At 57.3% G+C, this 18,265-nt stretch carries 15 protein-coding genes; 7 read left to right on the top strand and 8 right to left on the bottom strand.

All coding sequences use genetic code 11. The features are described from left to right. Positions 1 to 104: 104 nt before the first annotated feature. Positions 105 to 3,722 (bottom strand): indolepyruvate ferredoxin oxidoreductase family protein, encoded by a 3,618-nt coding sequence (locus ACO0LO_RS09095; protein ID WP_422963891.1) that lies wholly within the window; start codon positions 3,720 to 3,722, stop codon positions 105 to 107. Between the two features lie 88 nt (positions 3,723 to 3,810). On the opposite strand from ACO0LO_RS09095, the gene ACO0LO_RS09090 reads away from it, so the two are divergent. Then, a complete protein-coding gene (locus ACO0LO_RS09090; protein WP_422963890.1) occupies positions 3,811 to 3,954 on the top strand; it encodes a hypothetical protein in 144 nt (47 codons plus the stop codon). Positions 3,955 to 4,110: 156 nt separating this feature from the next. Here the strand turns inward: ACO0LO_RS09090 and ACO0LO_RS09085 are convergent, their stop codons facing one another. The 3 genes from ACO0LO_RS09085 to ACO0LO_RS09075 are packed head-to-tail and all read right to left on the bottom strand — an operon-like array spanning position 4,111 to position 5,839. Then, positions 4,111 to 4,434: a hypothetical protein gene (locus tag ACO0LO_RS09085; protein WP_422963889.1), complete on the bottom strand. Its 324-nt coding sequence runs from the start codon at positions 4,432 to 4,434 to the stop codon at positions 4,111 to 4,113. Between the two features lie 7 nt (positions 4,435 to 4,441). Then, entirely contained in the window at positions 4,442 to 5,383 is a 942-nt protein-coding gene (locus ACO0LO_RS09080; protein ID WP_422963888.1) for a LysR substrate-binding domain-containing protein, read from the bottom strand. A 9-nt stretch (positions 5,384 to 5,392) separates the two neighbouring features. Next, positions 5,393 to 5,839 carry an Lrp/AsnC family transcriptional regulator gene (locus ACO0LO_RS09075; RefSeq protein ID WP_422963887.1) on the bottom strand — a complete coding sequence of 149 codons (447 nt, stop codon included), beginning with the start codon at positions 5,837 to 5,839 and terminating at the stop codon, positions 5,393 to 5,395. Positions 5,840 to 5,976: 137 nt separating this feature from the next. Here ACO0LO_RS09075 and yedA point away from each other — a divergent pair, with 137 nt between their 5' ends. Next, a complete protein-coding gene (gene yedA, locus ACO0LO_RS09070; protein ID WP_422963886.1) occupies positions 5,977 to 6,876 on the top strand; it encodes a drug/metabolite exporter YedA in 900 nt (299 codons plus the stop codon). A gap of 66 nt (positions 6,877 to 6,942) precedes the next feature. On the opposite strand, the gene ACO0LO_RS09065 is transcribed toward yedA, so the two are convergent. Continuing rightward, positions 6,943 to 7,992, bottom strand: a complete 1,050-nt coding sequence (locus ACO0LO_RS09065; protein WP_422963885.1) for a GGDEF domain-containing protein — start codon at positions 7,990 to 7,992, stop codon at positions 6,943 to 6,945. Between the two features lie 487 nt (positions 7,993 to 8,479). Here ACO0LO_RS09065 and ACO0LO_RS09060 point away from each other — a divergent pair, with 487 nt between their 5' ends. Together ACO0LO_RS09060 and ACO0LO_RS09055 are read left to right on the top strand one after the other, a co-directional pair. Beyond that, positions 8,480 to 9,082: a methylamine utilization protein gene (locus tag ACO0LO_RS09060; protein ID WP_422963884.1), complete on the top strand. Its 603-nt coding sequence runs from the start codon at positions 8,480 to 8,482 to the stop codon at positions 9,080 to 9,082. Between the two features lie 117 nt (positions 9,083 to 9,199). Beyond that, complete coding sequence (locus ACO0LO_RS09055) at positions 9,200 to 11,581, top strand: putative bifunctional diguanylate cyclase/phosphodiesterase (RefSeq protein ID WP_422963883.1); 2,382 nt, start codon at positions 9,200 to 9,202, stop codon at positions 11,579 to 11,581. A gap of 35 nt (positions 11,582 to 11,616) precedes the next feature. On the opposite strand, the gene ACO0LO_RS09050 is transcribed toward ACO0LO_RS09055, so the two are convergent. The 3 genes from ACO0LO_RS09050 to ACO0LO_RS09040 form a co-directional block, all read right to left on the bottom strand. Continuing rightward, positions 11,617 to 12,678: a rhodanese-like domain-containing protein gene (locus ACO0LO_RS09050; protein ID WP_422963882.1), complete on the bottom strand. Its 1,062-nt coding sequence runs from the start codon at positions 12,676 to 12,678 to the stop codon at positions 11,617 to 11,619. Positions 12,679 to 12,894: 216 nt separating this feature from the next. Continuing rightward, positions 12,895 to 14,625, bottom strand: coding sequence for a diguanylate cyclase (locus ACO0LO_RS09045; RefSeq protein ID WP_422963881.1), 1,731 nt, complete (start codon positions 14,623 to 14,625; stop codon positions 12,895 to 12,897). 212 nt (positions 14,626 to 14,837) lie between these two features. Continuing rightward, entirely contained in the window at positions 14,838 to 14,987 is a 150-nt protein-coding gene (locus ACO0LO_RS09040; RefSeq protein ID WP_422963880.1) for a hypothetical protein, read from the bottom strand. Between ACO0LO_RS09040 and ACO0LO_RS09035 the strand changes: the two genes are divergently transcribed. The 3 genes from ACO0LO_RS09035 (at position 14,986) to ettA (ending at position 18,248) form a co-directional block, all read left to right on the top strand. Then, the gene (locus ACO0LO_RS09035) at positions 14,986 to 15,891 is read left to right on the top strand and encodes a DUF3034 family protein (protein ID WP_422963879.1); all 906 of its coding nucleotides are present in this window, start codon (positions 14,986 to 14,988) and stop codon (positions 15,889 to 15,891) included. The two genes, ACO0LO_RS09040 and ACO0LO_RS09035, sit on opposite strands and share 2 nt — an antisense overlap. Before the next feature lie 15 nt (positions 15,892 to 15,906). After that, entirely contained in the window at positions 15,907 to 16,422 is a 516-nt protein-coding gene (locus ACO0LO_RS09030) for a group I truncated hemoglobin (protein WP_422963878.1), read from the top strand. 158 nt (positions 16,423 to 16,580) lie between these two features. Further along, complete coding sequence (ettA, locus tag ACO0LO_RS09025) at positions 16,581 to 18,248, top strand: energy-dependent translational throttle protein EttA (protein WP_422963877.1); 1,668 nt, start codon at positions 16,581 to 16,583, stop codon at positions 18,246 to 18,248. Positions 18,249 to 18,265: the final 17 nt, after the last annotated feature.

The following is an 18,265-nucleotide window of genomic DNA, read 5'->3' as shown; positions in this document are numbered from 1 at the left end:
TTAAGGTATATGACGTTTACGTAAACGTCAATATGAAATTAATAAACGGGCAGCTGCAAAAAATACGGGAAGGCAGGATGCCGGCATCCTGCCTTTTCAGGCGATTACGCTGCGCGCGCTATCTCCGCAGCAACACCGGCCTGCAACTTTTGCAACAGCCCCACCTTGTCAGCATAGTATGTTTTCATTGCTTTTTCTTTGACGTGGCCGAAACCGCGCACTTTTTCCGGCAGGTTTGCCAGTTCCACCGCCAGATCCAGCTTGTCCTTGTTCAGATCCTTGACCAGCGACAGGATCATGTCCTGATAGTCGGCACTCATCGCGCGCTCTGCCTTGCGCTCTTCGCTGTAACCGAAGATATCGAGCTTGCTTCCCCGCAATTTCTTGAATGTGGCCAGCAGCCTGAATGCCTGCCAGACCCAGGAACCGTATTGCGCCTTGATCAAATGCCCTTGCGCATTTTTTTTCGAAAACAGCGGCGGCGCCAGGTTGAACTTCAATGAAAAATCGCCTTCAAACTGCTGCATCAGTTTCTCGGTGAACTGGCCGTCGGTGTACAGGCGGGCTACTTCGTATTCGTCCTTATAGGCCATCAGCTTGAAAGCGTATTTGGCGACAGCAGTAGTCAGCTTGTTGCCCAGCGCCAGGCCCGATTCCACCGCGCGCACCTTGCCGACCAGATCCTGGTATTGCTGCGCGTACGCGGCATCCTGGTAATCGGTCAGGAAAGCCACGCGGCGCTTGATGATGCTATCCAGGCTTTGCGGCATTTGCATGATCACCGGCTGCGACGGAATCGCCACTTTTTCCACCTTCTGTAAATCGACCGCAGCCCGGCGGCCCCACAGGAAAGCCTTCTTGTTGGATTCGATCGCCACACCGTTCAATTCCACCGCACGCATCAAGGCCTGCTCAGAGACAGGGATCGCCCCTTTTTGGTAGGCAAACCCCAGCATGAACAAATTGGTCGCGATGGAGTCGCCCATCAGTGCAGTGGCCAGTTTGGTCGCATCGATCAGGTCGGCGTTATTGCCCACCGACTCGACAATCAACTGCTGGACTGCCTCGATAGGGAATTCCCAGTCCGGATTCTTCGCAAACGGGCCGGTAGGCTGCTGATGCGTGTTCACGACGGCGCGGGTACGTCCGGCACGCATCTTGGAGATGGCGTCATGCGCCCCCGTGGTCAGGATGTCGCAACCCAGCACCAAGTCCGCCTCGCCGGTGGCGATGCGCTGTGCGTGCAGCCGGGCAGCACTTTCTGCGATACGGATATGCGAAGTGACCGAACCGTTTTTCTGCGACATGCCGGTCATGTCCAGCACCGATACGCCCTTGCCTTCCAGGTGAGCCGCCATGCCGATCAGCGCACCTATGGTGATCACACCGGTGCCGCCTATGCCGTTCAGCAAGATGTTGTAAGGCGTCGCGCAAGCAGGTATCTGCGGCTGAGGGAGTGGACCGAAACCGTCATCCACGCCGCTCTTGCCTACGCCCGCCCGGGACTTTTTCAGCTTGCCGCCTTCTACCGTCACAAAGCTGGGGCAAAAGCCTTTGACGCACGAGTAGTCCTTGTTGCAGGAAGACTGGTCGATGGTGCGCTTGCGGCCGAATTCGGTTTCCAGCGGCATGATGGACGTGCAGTTGGACTGTACGCCGCAATCGCCGCAGCCCTCGCAGACGGCTTCGTTGATGACCATGCGCTGGTCGGGGTCGGGGAACTCTCCCTTCTTGCGGCGGCGGCGCTTCTCTGCGGCACAGGTCTGGTCGTAGATCAGCACGGTGGCGCCTTGAATGTCACGCAGTTCGCGCTGCACTGCATCCATATCCTTGCGGTCGTGCAGGGTCACCAGCGCAGGCAGGCTGGAACGATCGGTGTAGCGCGACAGGTCTTCGGTCACCAGCGCAATGCGCTGTATGCCTTCGGCCGCCATCTGCTGCGCCATCATGGGCACGCTGATAGTGCCGTCCACCGGCTGGCCGCCGGTCATCGCGACCGCATCGTTGTACAAAATCTTATAGGTGATATTCACCTTGGCAGCGACCGCTGCGCGTATCGCCAGGTAGCCGGAGTGGAAATAGGTGCCGTCGCCCAGGTTCTGGAATACATGCGGCAAGGTGGAAAATGCCGCCTGGCCTATCCATGGTGCGCCCTCGCCGCCCATGTGCGTGGTCAGCTTGTTGAATTCCGGGTAAATCGCGGTTGCCATTACATGGCAGCCTATGCCGGCCAGCGCCAGGCTGCCTTCCGGCACCTTGGTCGACGTATTGTGCGGACAGCCGGAGCAATAATAGGCGGGACGCGGCGGCGTGCTGACCGCCTTGTTCAGTACCACATCCTTCGCTTCCAGGAAGGCCAGCCTGGCCTTGATCAGGTCGCTGGTGTGGAAACGGGCGATGCGTGCCGAGATTACGCGCGCAATCTGCGCCACCGAGAAATCGGCCTTGGATGTCAGCAGCCATTCGCCGCGCGGGGCAACCCATTCGCCTTTTTCATCAAACTTGCCGATCACGCGCGGGCGCACATCGTCACGCCAGTTGTATAGCTGTTCTTTCAGCTGGTATTCAACGATCTGGCGCTTTTCTTCCACCACCAGTATCTCGTCCAGCCCCTGCGCAAACTCACGCACGCCGTCCGGCTCCAGCGGCCACGGCATCGCTACCTTGTACAAACGTATACCGATCTCGGCGGCGAATTTTTCATCAATGCCCAGCTCTTCCATCGCTTCCAGCACATCCAGATAAGACTTGCCGGAGGCGATGATGCCCAGCCGCGCATGCGGGCTGTCGATGGTGGTGTGGTTCAGCTTGTTGGCACGCGCATAGGCCAGCGCCGCATAGATCTTGTAATCCTGCATCAGCGCTTCCTGCTTGCGCGCCTGTATGCCCAGGGTGTCCAGCGACAGCCGCGCATTCAGGCCGCCTTCCGGCATCACAAAGTCTTCCGGTATCGTGATCTTCAGGCGGAAGGGGTCGGCATCCACCGATGAGCTGGATTCCACCGTATCGGCCAGCGCCTTGAAACCGACCGCACAGCCGGAAAAGCGCGACATCGCCCATGCGTGCAAGCCCAGATCCAGGTATTCCTGTACATTGCAGGGATACAGCATCGGAATCATGCAGGCGGAAAAAATATGGTCGGACTGGTGCGGCAGTGTGGAAGAATAAGCGCCGTGGTCATCGCCGGCAACCAGCAGCACGCCGCCATGCTTGGCAGTGCCGGCATGGTTCATGTGCTTGAATACGTCGCCGCAACGGTCGACGCCGGGGCCCTTGCCGTACCACATGGAAAATACGCCGTCGTATTTCGACGGGCCGATCAGGTCTACCGTCTGCGTGCCCCAGACTGCCGTTGCAGCCAGGTCTTCATTGACGCCGGGCACAAACTTGACGTGGCTGGCTTCCAGCAATTTTTTGGTTTTCCACAATGTCTCGTCCAAACCGCCCAGAGGCGAACCTCGATACCCGGAGATAAAACCCGCGGTATTCAGGCCCCCGGCCAGGTCGCGCTGTCTTTGTATCATCGGCAGGCGCACCAGCGCCTGTATGCCGGACAGGAAGATGGTGCCGCTATGGGACGTATATTTATCGTCGAGGCTGACCGGCGCCAGTGTTTGCACGGCTTGCGCATTTTGCTGGACGATGGGGGTATCTTGCGTGGCAGATTGCTGGACAGGCGCGGACGCCAGACCAGCAGATTCCATTGCTGCGTCGGATGACATGTGTACTCCAAAAATTTGTGATTTCGTTTGCAAACTGGCATTCGATGCGACCGGTAAGACGCAGGTTTGCCAATTGTGCAGGGCTGTGATGGCAGCCATTTTATTCCAATCTGCATCAAAAATAGAAAACTCTGCCGTAGAAAAACATGATCTTTCTCTTGCGACAACAAGTATTAATATTTTTTATACAGATTGGATGTTCAAAGGAAGCTTCGAATATGGGCAGGCATGACAGACACGCTTTGTAAGCATCTCGGCCAGGCCGGCTCCTAGCTGCAGCGCCTCCTCGACTCCCTTTGAAATCTGCTGTAGGGCTAGTGTAGTGACAGTTGCGGGAACTGGGAAATACGGAATTTGAATAGGGGTATCATGAATTATGATACCCCTGTCAACGCATGTCGCCATCAGCCTGCAGGCTTTGAAGCTGCGCTCTCCGGTTACGGTGTCGCATAAAAACGCGTATCAGCCATGCGCTGGCAAAGCCCAGCGACAGGTCAACGACGGTCTGGATAACGGCATGCAGCAGCCTTTGCTGCAGCGGCATCTGCGCCGGCAAGCCGAAGGAAAACATGAGCAGCATGACGATGAATAATACGACGCACGCTACCGCCAGCCCAGCCTTGCGCATGCCCAGCAAGGGAACGCCCACCACGGATATCAGCGTCAGCGCCAGATTCAGGTGGCGGAAGGTTTCCAGGCTGATCAATGCCACCTCTCCATCAGATAGCCTTCATCAGGCTGCGCGCGCCCAGCCAGCGGCCACTGTCGCACAAGTCGTGCGCCACTTCCAGCACCAGCCGTTCTATCGCGCCGGCCGCGTTAGTCAGCGGTATGTTCCGCGAAGCGCACAGCACGACGGTGCGGGATATCGGCGTTCCGCCTATCGGCCAGGCGCGCAGCTCGCCACGCTCGATTTCGGCAAGCAGCGGCGCGACCGGCAAGATGGTCGCCCCCATGTCGGCCATCAACGCGGATTTAAGGATGGCGATGGAGTTGATGTCGATGACATTATCGATCGACAAGCCCGCCTGCCGGACTATGCCTTCTATGCGGGGGCGTACGCCATGCTGCAAACCCGGCAATATCAATGGCGCCTGCAAGGCCTTTTCCAATGGAATGATTTTGCGCTTGCTGATGAATTGTGAATCGGCGCGGGCGATATACATCATCTGTTCTTCCACCAGCGGCTGCACCGAAAAACCGCCCAGCTGGCCGTCGTCAAACAGCACTGCAAGGTTGATACGGCCCGACTTCAGCTGCTCTGTCAGATTGCCGGTCAGCTCTTCCGTCATCTGCAGCGAAATTTCCGGATAGTGTGCGCGTACCGCCTTCAGTAATGGCAGCGCCAGCGCGCCGGAAGCGCTCTGCGGTATGCCCAGCGCAACGGTGCCTGCCGGCTTGTCGGCGGACTGGGCGACTGCCGACTTGGCATCGCCGACCTGCTTGAGGATGGCCTGTGCATGTTCGTAGAACAGCTTGCCGGCGTCGGTGGGCAGCATGCCCTGTGCCGAACGGTGCAGCAGCGCAGCGCCCAACTCCTCTTCCAGCTGCTGCAACTGCTGCGTCAGCGCAGGCTGCACGATATGCAGGACCCTGGCTGCGCGCGACAGCGAGCCATGGTCGACAATCGCGACAAAATAACGGAGCTGGCGCAATTCCATCGGGCCGCGCTACATCAACACAGGTTTCAATGCTCGCCGCTCCACCGGCGAAGTCAGCACCACCGACGTGGAGGTGGCGCCGTGGCGCGTCAGCGCTTCCAGTACGCGCTCCAGTTCCTGCACCGAAGGGACGATCGCCTTGACGATGAAGTCGTCGCCGGTCAGCGAGTGGCATTCCACAACTTCGGGCAGCTGCTCGGCGACCGCGGCCACTGCACGGTAATCCGAGTGCGGCGCTACCCGCACGAACACCGTCATGCCGTAGCCGAGCGCTGTCGGATTCACGCGCGCATGATAGCCGGTGATCACGTTGGCGGCTTCCATGCGCCTGACGCGCTCCGCGACCGCAGGCTGGCTCAGATGTATGCGCCGCCCTATCTCTGCCAGGGTTACCCGCGCGTCTTCCTGCAAAATCTCCAGGATCTTGCCGTCCATCTGGTCCAGTTCTATCTTCACGGGAAACCGCCCTGTTTTCGATTAAATCCAAAGTAATGTAACCGATTTGCCTTCGATTATCTATTCAAAAGCAGGCACCGCACGCATACACTGTGTTCTCGATATTTCACCTAAATCCGGATTTTCATCACCTGCCCATGCTGCGCCTGCCCCGACTCGTCCTCCTTGCCCTGCTGACTGTATATATCGTGTGGGGTTCGACCTACTTCGCCATCCACGTCGCCCTCGCCTCCTTTCCGCCCTTTCTGCTGATGGGCACGCGCTTCCTGGTGGCAGGCACCTTGCTGTTCGGCTGGCTGAAATGGCGCGGCGTCAAAAACCCCACGCTGATGCAGTGGCGCGATGCCGGCGTGATAGGCGTACTGCTGATGGGCGGCGGCATGGGCTTGACCGCGGTGGCCCAGCAATACGTGTCATCCGGACTGACGGCGGTGTTTATTGCCTGTTCGCCGATGATATTGTCGCTGTGCGTGGGCATGTTCGGCGACTGGCCCAACAAGCGTGAATGGACAGGCATCCTCAGCGGGTTCGTCGGCGCCGTGCTGCTGGCCAGCAGCGGTGATTTTTCAGCACAGCCCATAGGTATCGTCGCGCTGCTGGGTGCGGTATGTTGCTGGGATATAGGTTCGGTGCTGTCGCAAAGAAAGCTGTCGGTGGCGCCCGGCGCCATGGGCTTTGCCAGCGAAATGCTGATGGGCGGGGTCTTCCTGACGATAGTCGCGCTGCTGAAAGGTGAAAGCTTCAGTGCGCCGATGACGGTTCCAGCCTTGCTGGCCTGGGCTTATCTGGTGATGGCCGGATCGCTGCTGGCATTTACTGCCTATATGTACCTGCTGTCGGCAGTGCCGCCGGCGCTGGCATCCAGCTATGCGTATGTCAACCCATTGATCGCCGTCACGCTGGGCGTATTCCTGGGCGGCGAGAAGATCGGCGCGCGCGAGGTGGTGGCGATGTGCATCATCCTGGGCAGCGTGCTGCTGCTGACGATGTCGCGCGCCCGCGCTTCTTCATCGCTGGAACTGAAAGAAGCTGTGTAAGCCGGGAAGGCGCGCCACACCATACAACACTAGGCACAAGGCCCGAGGCGGGCGCAGGATAATCCGCTAGAAAAATTCGGCGGTATCGTTGGAGCGTTCTGCATGCAGATCGCCGCTTTCCACCAGGCTGTCGTAGTAGCAGGTGCGGTTGCGGCCATTGCTCTTGGCAAAATACAGCGCCTGGTCCGCACGGCCCATGATGGCGACGGCAGGCTCAAACGGGTCTATGCGGGCAAAGCCGACGCTGACGGTGACCTTGCCGACTTGCGGGAAATGATGCTGCTCCACATTGATGCGGAAGCGGTCAAAGATATGCTGTGCATCTTCCTGCGTGGTGGAGCGCAGCAGGATGACAAACTCTTCGCCGCCGAAACGGAACAGGCGGTCGCTGGGCCGGAATGAAGAACGCAGCAGATTGGCGATCAGGATCAGCACCTCGTCGCCGTACAGGTGACCGAACTGGTCGTTGACGCGCTTGAAATGGTCTATGTCCAGCACCGCGAGCCAGTGCTGCTTTTCCGGTTCGTGGTTACGACGTTCGGCATTGCCCTCTTCGCTTTCGCCGCCGTTATGCTGTTGTGTCGTCGCACGCAGCACCTTGGAAAAATTATCGTCGAAAGTCTTACGGTTCAGCAAACCGGTCAGCGAGTCACGCTCGCTGTAGTCCAGCAGGTTCTGGAAGTTACGATAAACAATCAGGATGCCTTCCATCACTTCCATCGTATTTTGCGTGTACGAAGCAGGATTGATGATTTCCAGGCAAGTGTTGACCTTGTCGTTAATCCAGATGGGAAGCCACACGACGCGCTTGCCGTCTTCTGTCAGGCCTTCGATCAGGTTGGAATGTTGCGCAAGTCCCAGCTCCAGGTCTGGATACTGTGTTATCGCCTCGCCGGCCTGCAGTGAATCCTGCGGATCATCCGCGGTCACTACTTTGCCGTTCTTGATGGTGATCTGGGGTTGAATAAATATTTGTTTACCGACAGCAACAATATCCAGCGCGCGCGCGCGTTCAGCGCGCGTCAGTTCGCCTAATGCAGAAATCACAGAAATGTTGAGGAGATCATGGTCGCGGTGACCGGTGATTTCCACAAGGTGCTTGATGATTGATTCCATTACACTCTATTAAGGATGCAATTGCGATTAGTATTCCAGAGCAGCAAATCCCGGGGTAGACGCAGAAGATACATCAGAGGGGCGTCCCAGACAACACAGTACGTTCATTTTCACAACAATACTGGAACAATAGCCGGACAATGCCGTAAAGCAAACGATTTTTTCCACTATTTCCAGAGGTTCTTTATTACCTGCCAGCAGGATTTTTCTATAGCAACGGGCTCAAGGCGCTCTTGCACTCCTTGCATCATATTATATGTAAAACATATTGCTTTAAATCATTATTAGAATTTGTCAACTATTGTAAAACGACACTTTCCTCAAAAAATGACCTGGGGCATTATTTCTGCGCGTATGCAAAAATTTAGGACTCGGTAGTATAGTTACGTGTTGCACGATTTCTCATTGAGAAACATATGCCAAAGCGGATGCTCATGAGGCGTCCGCGTTACGACATCCTCTTTTTCTGACCCCACCGGGCAAAACCATGACCAAATTACCGTTCCGCCAGACCGCTTTTGCCCTATTGCTATGTACCCTTGCCGGCAGCGCGTCCGCCAGCCTGACCGTACAGGTGGTCGACAGTGCAGGACAGCCCGTGCCCGACGCCGTGGTCTATGCAGAAGGTTCGGCGCCGCTGGTCAAATCACCAGCCCAGGTAGACATAGAACAAAAAGACAAAAAATTTATTCCGCTGGTAACGGTAGTACAGACTGGCACAGCGATCAATTTCCCGAACAACGATACGGTGAGGCATCACGCTTATTCGTTTTCAACTCCGAAGCCCTTCGACATCAAGCTGTATGCGGGCACGCCGACCAAACCCATCCTGTTTGACAAATCGGGCACCGTGGTGGTCGGCTGCAATATCCATGATCAGATGATTGCCTATATACAGGTCGTCGATACGCCCTTTTTCGCAAAAACCGATGCATCGGGCAAGGCCAGGATAGCGAATATCGTCGCCGGGAAGTACTCATTGAAGGCCTGGCACTACAAGCAGGCGGCGGGCATTCCCATCAATGAGCAGACCATTACGTATAAAGACGATGCTACGATTACTGTTAAACTGAACTATAAAGCCGGGTAAGCAGTATTAACCGGCATCCATTGACCAATATAAACAGCGAAATGCACGTCTCATTGCCCACGTTTTACCAGTCTGCCGGCCAGAACGACATGCAGCGGCTGCAGCCAAGGACGCCAGATGCGCTTCCGTAGCCTGGAAAGCCGGGTCGTTGCGCTTTTCATCGTGCTGATCCTGGGCGTGCAGGCGGCCGGTTTTTTCACGATACGCCATGAAATCCAGGTCAATGCGCGCGCGTCCATCCAGGAAGATCTGAAAATCGGTGAGCGGCAATTCAGCAACCTGCTGGAGCAGAATGCACAGAGGCTGATTTTCGGCGCCAAGGTGCTGGCTTCAGAGTTCGGGTTCTTGTCGGCGGTCAATACAAATGACCGCGACACCATAGAATCGGCGCTGTCCAATCACGGAGAGCGCATAGGATCGACGCTGACCATGCTGATAGGGCTGGACAAAAGCGTTACCGCTTCGACCAACACTGCGTTGGCAGCCAGCCTGCAGCAGTTGATCCCTTCCATGATAGACCAGGCCGAGCAAAATGGCGGCGCGACTTCCAGCACGGCAATTGTGGAAAGCCATCCCTACCAGTTGGTCGTGGTCCCGCTGAAAGCACCTGCCCCTGTGACAATAGGCTGGGTGGTGATGGCAATTCCCATCGACAAGAAAATTGTTGCCGATATGCGTGAACTGTCTTCCATGCAAGTCTCGTTGCTGACCAGCTCGGATGGTGGACCATGGACTTCCAGCGTTTCCACGCTGGGCTCCGCAGAAGCGAATGAACTGGCGCGGCAGTTGCCGACCAGCCTGGACAAGGCAAGATTCATCCAGGACCTGGAAATCGGCAACGACAATTACAGCGCCCGCGTGCTGAAGCTGGCGCAGAATGCCCGGCAGAACCAGACCACCGTGCTGGTCCTGCAAAGGTCCATCAATGAAGCCATTGCCCCGTATGAGAACCTGAAGCTCAACCTGCTGATACTGACAGGCATAGGCGTGCTGGTAGCGATACTGGTCAGCGCTTTTTCCGCCAGGCGCATCACCGGTCCGATGCGCCAGCTGGCGGAAACAGCCCGGAAACTGGGCGGCGGCGACTATACGGCGGCGATCGATGTCAAGGGGCAGGATGAGATAGGCGAACTGGCGCGCACCTTCATCAGCATGCGCGACGGCATCGCCAACCGTGAAAAAGAAATCTTGCGGCTGGCGTACTGGGATACGCTAACCAACCTGCCGAACCGGGCCCGCTTCGTCAACATGCTGAACGATGCGATCAAGCATGCCGAATCCAAGGAAGAATCCTGCTATGTGCTGATGATGGACCTGGACCGTTTCAAGCACGTCAACGACGTCATGGGGCACAGATTCGGCGACCTGCTACTGACCCAGGTTGCAGTGCGGCTCAGCGCGGAACTGGGCCAGGGCGCCACCAAGCCGGCACGCCTGGGCGGTGACGAATTTGCGATCCTGCTGCCCAACTCCAGTCTTGCCGCCGCCCAGGAACTGGCGGCGCGCATCCTGAAATCGCTGGAAAAGCCGATCTCCATCGAAGACCAGACCGTGGACTTGGGCGCCGGCATAGGCATCGCGGGCTTTCCCGAAAATGCCAAGAGCGCCGAGTCGCTGCTGAGCCATGCGGAAGTGGCGATGTATGCGGCCAAGCAAAGAAACAGCGGCGCAGTCACCTACATCCCCGAAATCGACAAATCCAGCCAGCAAAGCCTGTCGCTGCTGAGCGAGCTCCGGGCTGCACTGGACCACGACGCCTTCCGACTGTATGTGCAGCCCAAGGTAGCGCTGGACACAGGCAAGGTCATTGCAGTGGAGGCGCTGGTGCGCTGGATACATCCGGAAAGAGGTTTTATCTTCCCGGACCAGTTTATCCCGTTTGCCGAGCAGACAGGTTTTATCCGTTTGCTGACACGCTGGGTGCTGGAACAGGCGGCGCAGACCTGCGGCGAATGGAAACGACAAGGTCTCGACCTGAAGATGTCGGTCAATCTGTCCACCCGCGACTTGCTGGACCAGGACCTGCCGAACAAGTTTGCCGACATCCTGGAACGGCACAATGTAACGCCGGCGTCGTTTTGCCTGGAAATCACTGAAAGCGCAATCATGGATGACCCCATCCGCGCGCAGCAAACGCTGGAGCGGCTGCACGCCATGGGCGTGGACCTGTCGATTGACGATTTCGGCACCGGCTATTCATCGCTGGCCTACCTGAAGAGCCTGCCGGTGGATGAACTGAAGATCGACAAATCCTTCGTGCTGAAAATGGAGCAGGATCCCGACGACGTCAAGATAGTCCGTTCCACGATAGACCTCGGCCATAACATGGGCCTGCGGGTGGTTGCCGAAGGCGTGGAGAACAAGGACGTGATGCAGCTGCTGAAGGAAATGGGCTGCGACCAGGCACAGGGTTACTTTATCAGCCGCCCCATGCCGGCAGAACAGCTGCAGGAATGGATGCGGCAGTGGGAACCGCCGGAGTTTTCAGCAGCGGCCTAGCATCGCAGTAAGAATATTAAGTCTCTTCGGCCTTCTCAGACGCTATCCGAAGCCACAGGCAGTGCTTCAGTTTTCCAGCGCAGCATACCGCCGGCCAGGTTGGCAACTTGGAAACCGGCTTTGGCCAACAGCACGCTGGCCTGCGCCGAGCGCACGCCTGAACGGCACACCGCCACGACGGGCCGTTCACGGTCCAACTCAGCCAGCCGTTCGATCAGTTGCGACAAGGGCACCAGCCGCGCATCCGGCAAATGGCCGAGACGGTCGATAAATTCCGGCGCTTCGCGCACGTCCACGATCTGTACTTTGGCCAGATGTTCCAGCAGCGCCATCGGCTCAATTTCCCATACCCCGCTAAAGCGCAGCGTCAGTGGCGCCCACGTGGGCGCTTGAGGCACAGGCACATCCCCTTCCGGCCGGCCGCAGCGCAGGTTAGCGGGCACCGCCACGGCCATCAGCTTGGGATGCGGCAGGTTCAGGTTGTTCATGTATCCGGTGAAATCGCCGACATCCACATCGCCGCCCAGGCGAGGATTGAAACGGCGCTCCTCGGCTACGCTGGTGACGGTGATGCCGCGGTAGTCGTGGGCAGGATAGAGCAAGCAAGCGTCGGGAAGCGTCAGGATTTGCTCTCGCACGGAGGAAAATAGCTGCTGGGGGCTACCCTGCTGGAAGTCTGTGCGGCCGCAGCCGCGGATCAGCAAGCTGTCGCCGGTGAACGCCATGCTGTGGTCGTCCAGCACATAGGTCAGGCATCCGTTGGTGTGGCCGGGCGTAGCGCGCACATCCAGATGGCGGCTACCAAAGTTGATGCGGTCGCCGTGCTGCAGCGGCCGGTCTGCCAACGCGGCGCCGGCCACTGAGGCCAGCGCGATGCGGCTGCCGCAGCTCTGATGAAGGCGCCAGGCGCCTGTCACATGGTCGGCGTGCACATGCGTGTCCAGCGTGGCAAGCAGGCGCAGTCCCAGCTCCTGCAGCAACGCCAGGTCGCGCGGCACCTGCTCATAGACAGGGTCAATCAACAACGCCTCGCCGCCGTCTCCCAGCAGGTAGGTATAGGTGGATGAGCTGGGATCGAAAAGCTGCCGGAAAATCATGATTGCTGAACTCGAAAAGGGGATTAGGCCGGACACGGCAATTTTTTGAGGCAAGGATATAGCATAAGGGTTTGCCCCCCAATTCCCTGGCTAGCCGCGATCGCCTCGGCCTGGGAAAACGTCCTTATCCAATCATATCAAAAAGATATAACCATGACAAAACCATCGCTGCACGCGGTGATCGGGCTCATGATCCGGCACACGTTTGTGCTATTTTCAGACCAGATGCATCTGGTTTGATTTCCTGTCCCGTTTCCGCTTGTACATGCGTCCGTCGGCAATCTTGATCAGCTTGACATAGTCGTCGCCGTCATCCGGAAAGCTGGCCCAGCCTATGGATACGCCCACGCTGACCATTGCGCTTTCCAGCGCGATGGGTTCTTCCACCAGAGAACATATCTTCTCCACCATGTTATTGATATCGATGGAACTCTTCGTCTCCTTCAGCAACAGCACGAATTCGTCGCCGCCGTAACGCGCGACCAGATCGCTGTCGCGCACCGCCGCCTTCAGACGGGAGGCGATGATGACCAGCACCTTGTCGCCGGCATCGTGGCCATGGTTGTCGTTGATGAACTTGAAGCGGTCCAGGTCGACGAACAGCAACGTAAATGCGTCCTCCTCTCTCGCATTACGCTCCGCCTGCTTGCGCAGGTAATTGATCTGTGCAAACAGGGATTCTCGATTGGCAACCTGGGTCAGCTTATCGAAACGCAGTTTGTTTTCCATTTCCACGAAGGTTTGCGCCAGTGTACCGATTTCATCGCTGCGCTGTATATCCAGCTCGGGCAAGGGCTCGCCGTTGCCGAATTTTTCCGCCGCATCGGTGAGCTTGCGGATATCCCTGACGACCCTTTCGACCATTGTCAGGCCGATGGTCAGCGCAAAGATGATGCAGGCGATGGCAATCCCTACGCTTTGGGCAAAGCCCTGGTTGATGCCGCTCATGAAATCGGAGCGCGGCACCGCTACGACGGTGAGCCAGTTAAGCCCCTGCTTGCTGCCCAGTGAAGAGACGGCAACGTCCACCGTGCCGATGTTCAACTCCAGCTGCTGGGTGGGCGGCATCGATGGATTTTTTTGCAATATCTGCCTTTGCCACTCAAAACTTTTCTTATAGGTTTCGCTGATCAGCGAGGTTTTCATTTCGGTCGCGAGCATATGCACCGGCATGCCGTTGACTTTCTTTACCGGAGATTCCTGTCCCGAGGTGGCAACAATATGGCCTTCCGCATCCAGGATATAGGCGACGCTGTTCTTGCTGATTTCCAGGGTTTTGAGGAAATCCGACAGCACCTGCAGCGTCACGTCTGTAGCCACGACGCCGGCCAGTGAATGATCTTTCCGGTAGACCGCCTTGGCCAGCGTAATGGTGGGGAAGGAAGACGTAAAATTATTGTAGATAGCCGACCAGACCGGTTTGTCGGTTACCGAAGCCACCCGGTACCAGGGTCTGCTGCGCGGGTCATAGGGTTCGCTCCGCAGCAGTTTGCTCCTGTCGCCGGGTGCGGCAACGTCGTACACCTCGCGCAATGCGGTGCCCGGCTCACGCCAGAACAATTCGACAAAATTATTCGTAATCCGGTAAACGCCGACAAAGCGGCCGTCATCGCCGCCGTAATACACGTAATTATTGACGTTCATAAACAGGCCGCTGGCCGCCCACAGGTCGAACTCCAGCGCGTGCATGTCGTCGGAGAACGCCTGCTCCTTCGGCACGCTATGAGGATTCGGCGATACGGATTCCAGCGCGATCAGGGCGCCTTCCAGGTGCCGTTCGGTGGCGTTGCTGATGCGGTTGACCATATCTGTCAGCACACGCTGGGTCAGCGTATGCACAGCATCGGTACCGGCCTTCATGGACACCCAGGCAATCGCAACCGACACGCCGATCACCAGCACGGTGACAGGAATCAGCAATTCGCGGCGTAACGAGGTTTTTTTCATGCTGCTGCTCTTCCCAGGCGCAGGTTCACCATAAAGCCGGACGTTGCCGGTATTTGATCGACAGCATCAAGGAACCGTGTGCTCCGCTCCTTTTGTAATGTGATAATAACGAGCGGAGGATATTAATGCTTTTATTCTATCAAGTTAACCACATGCAACAATAGTTCACATGAAAAATTACTTATTGGTAATTTTTTTGATGATTTTTTTTGTTAAAGTGTACCTTCAAATTGCAGTCGTGAAACGTGGTATTTTCGCCATTTTCTTTCGATATCGCCCTTGATATGCAGGCATTCAGCTAAAGTATCCGGAAAGAACGAAAAGGCCAGCACGCGCCCGACTTTTACCAGACGGATAAACATGCTATTTCAAAAAACCGCCTCTTCCACTGTGCTGGCGTTGGCCAGCCTCAGCCTCGGGCAGCAAGCCCTGGCACAAACCCTCCCCATGCCCGATATGGGCAAACTAACTGCTACCGGCGGCGTCAGCCAGCTGGAAGGCGCAGGCGGCGGCGGCCTGACTCCATGGGCGCTGATTACCGGCTATGGCACCAGCGACAGCTACGGCGGCAATGTGCATTACACGCAGGTGGGCACGCAGGATTACACGCTGAAAACTTACGGCATGTCGCTGGGCATCGCCGACCGCGTTGAAATCTCTGTCGCCAAACAGGAATTTACCGGCAGCAAGGCGCCGCTGAACCAGCTGGACATCAAGCAGGATATCGTCGGCATCAAGCTGAAGCTGGCAGGCGATGCCGTGTTCGACCAGGACAAGCTGATGCCGCAGATCGCGGTCGGCGCCATGTTCAAGCACAATACCGGAGTAGGCGGACTGGGCGCGCTGGGCGTTACCAATGTCAAGCAACTGGGCGCCAAGGATGACCGCGGCATCGACTACTATGTCGCGGCGACCAAGCTTTTCCTTGACCAAAGCCTGCTGCTGAACGGAACGGTACGGTTTACTAAAGCCAACCAGATGGGCCTGCTCGGCTTCGGCGGCGACAAGCACAACGACTACAAACCCATGTTCGAGGCATCAGCCGCCTATATGCTGAACCGCAAGCTGGTGGCCGGCGTGGAATACCGGATGAAGCCGCGTAATCTGGGCGTAGACAACGAAAAAGACTATTCCGACATTTTCCTGGCCTATTTCCCCACCAAAAACGTATCGATCACCGCAGCGTATGCGACGCTGGGCGACATCACCATCTTCAACCCGACGACGCAGCGCGGCTGGTATCTGTCCGTCCAGGTCGGCAATTAAGCAAGGCGCATTTCCATGACATTCAAAAATATCCGTTTTTTCCAGATGCATGCGCGTGTGATGACGCTGGCCCTTGCGCTGGCTTTCCTGTCACTGGGGTCTGCGCCAGTCTGTGCGCTGGCGCAATCCGCATCCGACAGGCTGTACCAGTCGCTGGGCGCGGAACAAGGCATAGGCAATATCGTTGACGACCTGGTCGTGCTGATACTGCAGGATGAGCGCATCAAGGAGCAGTTCAAGGAAACCAATATGAAGAACCTGGCAAAACTGCTGAAAGAGCAGTTTTGTGTGCTGAGCGGCGGCCGCTGTAAATATACCGGCGACGACATGAAACTGGTGCACGGCAAGATGGGCGTCACCGACCTGCAGTTCAATGCACTGGTAGAAGACCTGCAGACCGCGCTGGACAAAAATAACGTCCCGTCGGCGACGCAGAACAAGCTGATTGCGTTACTGGCGCCCATGCACCGCGATATCGTGCTGCCCCTTCCTGCAGCAACCGCGGCCTCAACTGCTGCCCCGTCCAAATAAGACCTTCAGCTTCGTCTGCGGCCCATTTGCCGCCAAACAGGCCCTTCCGCCCGGCTCTGGCGCAAATTTCCACGGGGGCAGCTCCCCGCTTCTGCGCAACATGGTTTATGCTTGCGCCCATCCTCCTCTTTTCATTTTGATTCGCGAAAACATAGCAAATGGCCAATTACGTCTATACCATGAACCGCGTCGGCAAGATCGTCCCGCCGAAACGCCAGATCCTTAAAGATATCTCGCTGTCCTTTTTCCCCGGCGCCAAGATCGGCGTGCTGGGCCTGAACGGCTCCGGCAAGTCTTCGCTGCTGAAAATCATGGCTGGCATAGACAAGGATATCCAGGGCGAAGCCGTGCCCATGCCCAACCTGAACATAGGCTACCTGCCCCAGGAACCGCAACTGGATCCGGAGCAGACCGTGCGCCAGGCGGTAGAAAGCGCGCTGGGTGAAGTATTTGAAGCCAAGGCCAAGCTGGAACAAGTGTATACCGCCTATGCGGAAGAAGATGCCGATTTCGATGCGCTGGCGACGGAACAGGCCCGTCTGGAAGCGATCATCTCCACGTCGTCCGGCGACAACGTGGAATTGCAGCTGGAAATGGCCGCCGATGCGCTTCGTTTGCCACCCTGGGACGCCAAGATAGGCGTATTGTCCGGCGGTGAAAAGCGCCGCGTTGCGCTGTGCCAGCTACTGCTGTCAAAACCGGACATGCTGCTGCTGGACGAGCCGACCAACCATCTGGATGCCGAATCGGTAGACTGGCTGGAGCAATTCCTGCTGCGCTTCCCCGGCACTGTGGTGGCGATCACGCATGACCGCTACTTTTTGGACAATGCCGCCGAATGGATACTGGAGCTGGACCGCGGCCACGGCATCCCCTGGAAGGGCAACTACAGCTCCTGGCTGGACCAGAAGCAGGCCCGCCTGAAGCAGGAGGAAGCTACCGAATCCGCCCGCCAGAAAGCATTGCAAAAAGAACTGGAATGGTCGCGCCAGAATCCCAAGGCCCGCCAGGCCAAGAGCAAGGCCCGTCTGGCCCGCTTCAATGAGATGAGCGAACACGAATACCAGAAGCGCAATGAAACCCAGGAGATTTTTATCCCTGTAGCTGAACGCCTGGGCAATGAAGTCATCGAATTCAAGAATGTGTCGAAAGCCTTCGGCGACCGCCTGCTGATCGACAACCTGAGCTTCAAGATTCCGCCGGGCGCCATCGTCGGCATCATCGGCCCCAATGGCGCCGGTAAATCCACCCTGTTCAAGATGATCAAGGGCCTGGAGCAGCCGGACAGCGGCGAAGTGGTGCTGGGCCAGACTGCGAAGATTTCACTGGTGGACCAATCCCGTGAAGACCTGGGCAATACCAAGACCGTCTTTGAGGATGTGGCCAATGGCGCCGATATCCTGACGGTCGGCCGCTTTGAAATGCCGTCGCGCGCCTATCTGGGCCGCTTCAACTTCAAGGGCGGCGACCAGCAAAAGATCGTCGGCAACCTGTCCGGCGGCGAACGCGGCCGTCTCCATCTGGCCAAGACCCTGCTGCAAGGCGGCAACGTGCTGCTGCTGGATGAACCGTCCAATGACCTAGACGTCGAAACCCTGCGGGCGCTGGAAGACGCACTGCTGGAATTTGCCGGTAGCGTGATGGTGATCTCGCATGACCGCTGGTTCCTGGACCGTATCGCAACGCATATCCTGGCCTTTGAAGGCAACTCGCAAGTCAGCTTCTTTGACGGCAACTACCAGGAATACGAAGCCGACAAGAAAAAACGCCTGGGCGAAGAAGGCGCCAAACCGAAACGCATACGCTACAAGCCTTTGACTGTGTAAGCTACGGAGTGCGGGCA

The organism is Undibacterium sp. TJN25 (assembly GCF_049339885.1).
In the GTDB taxonomy this organism is placed as follows: domain Bacteria; phylum Pseudomonadota; class Gammaproteobacteria; order Burkholderiales; family Burkholderiaceae_D; genus Undibacterium.
This window is presented reverse-complemented; position numbering and strand designations above follow the sequence as displayed.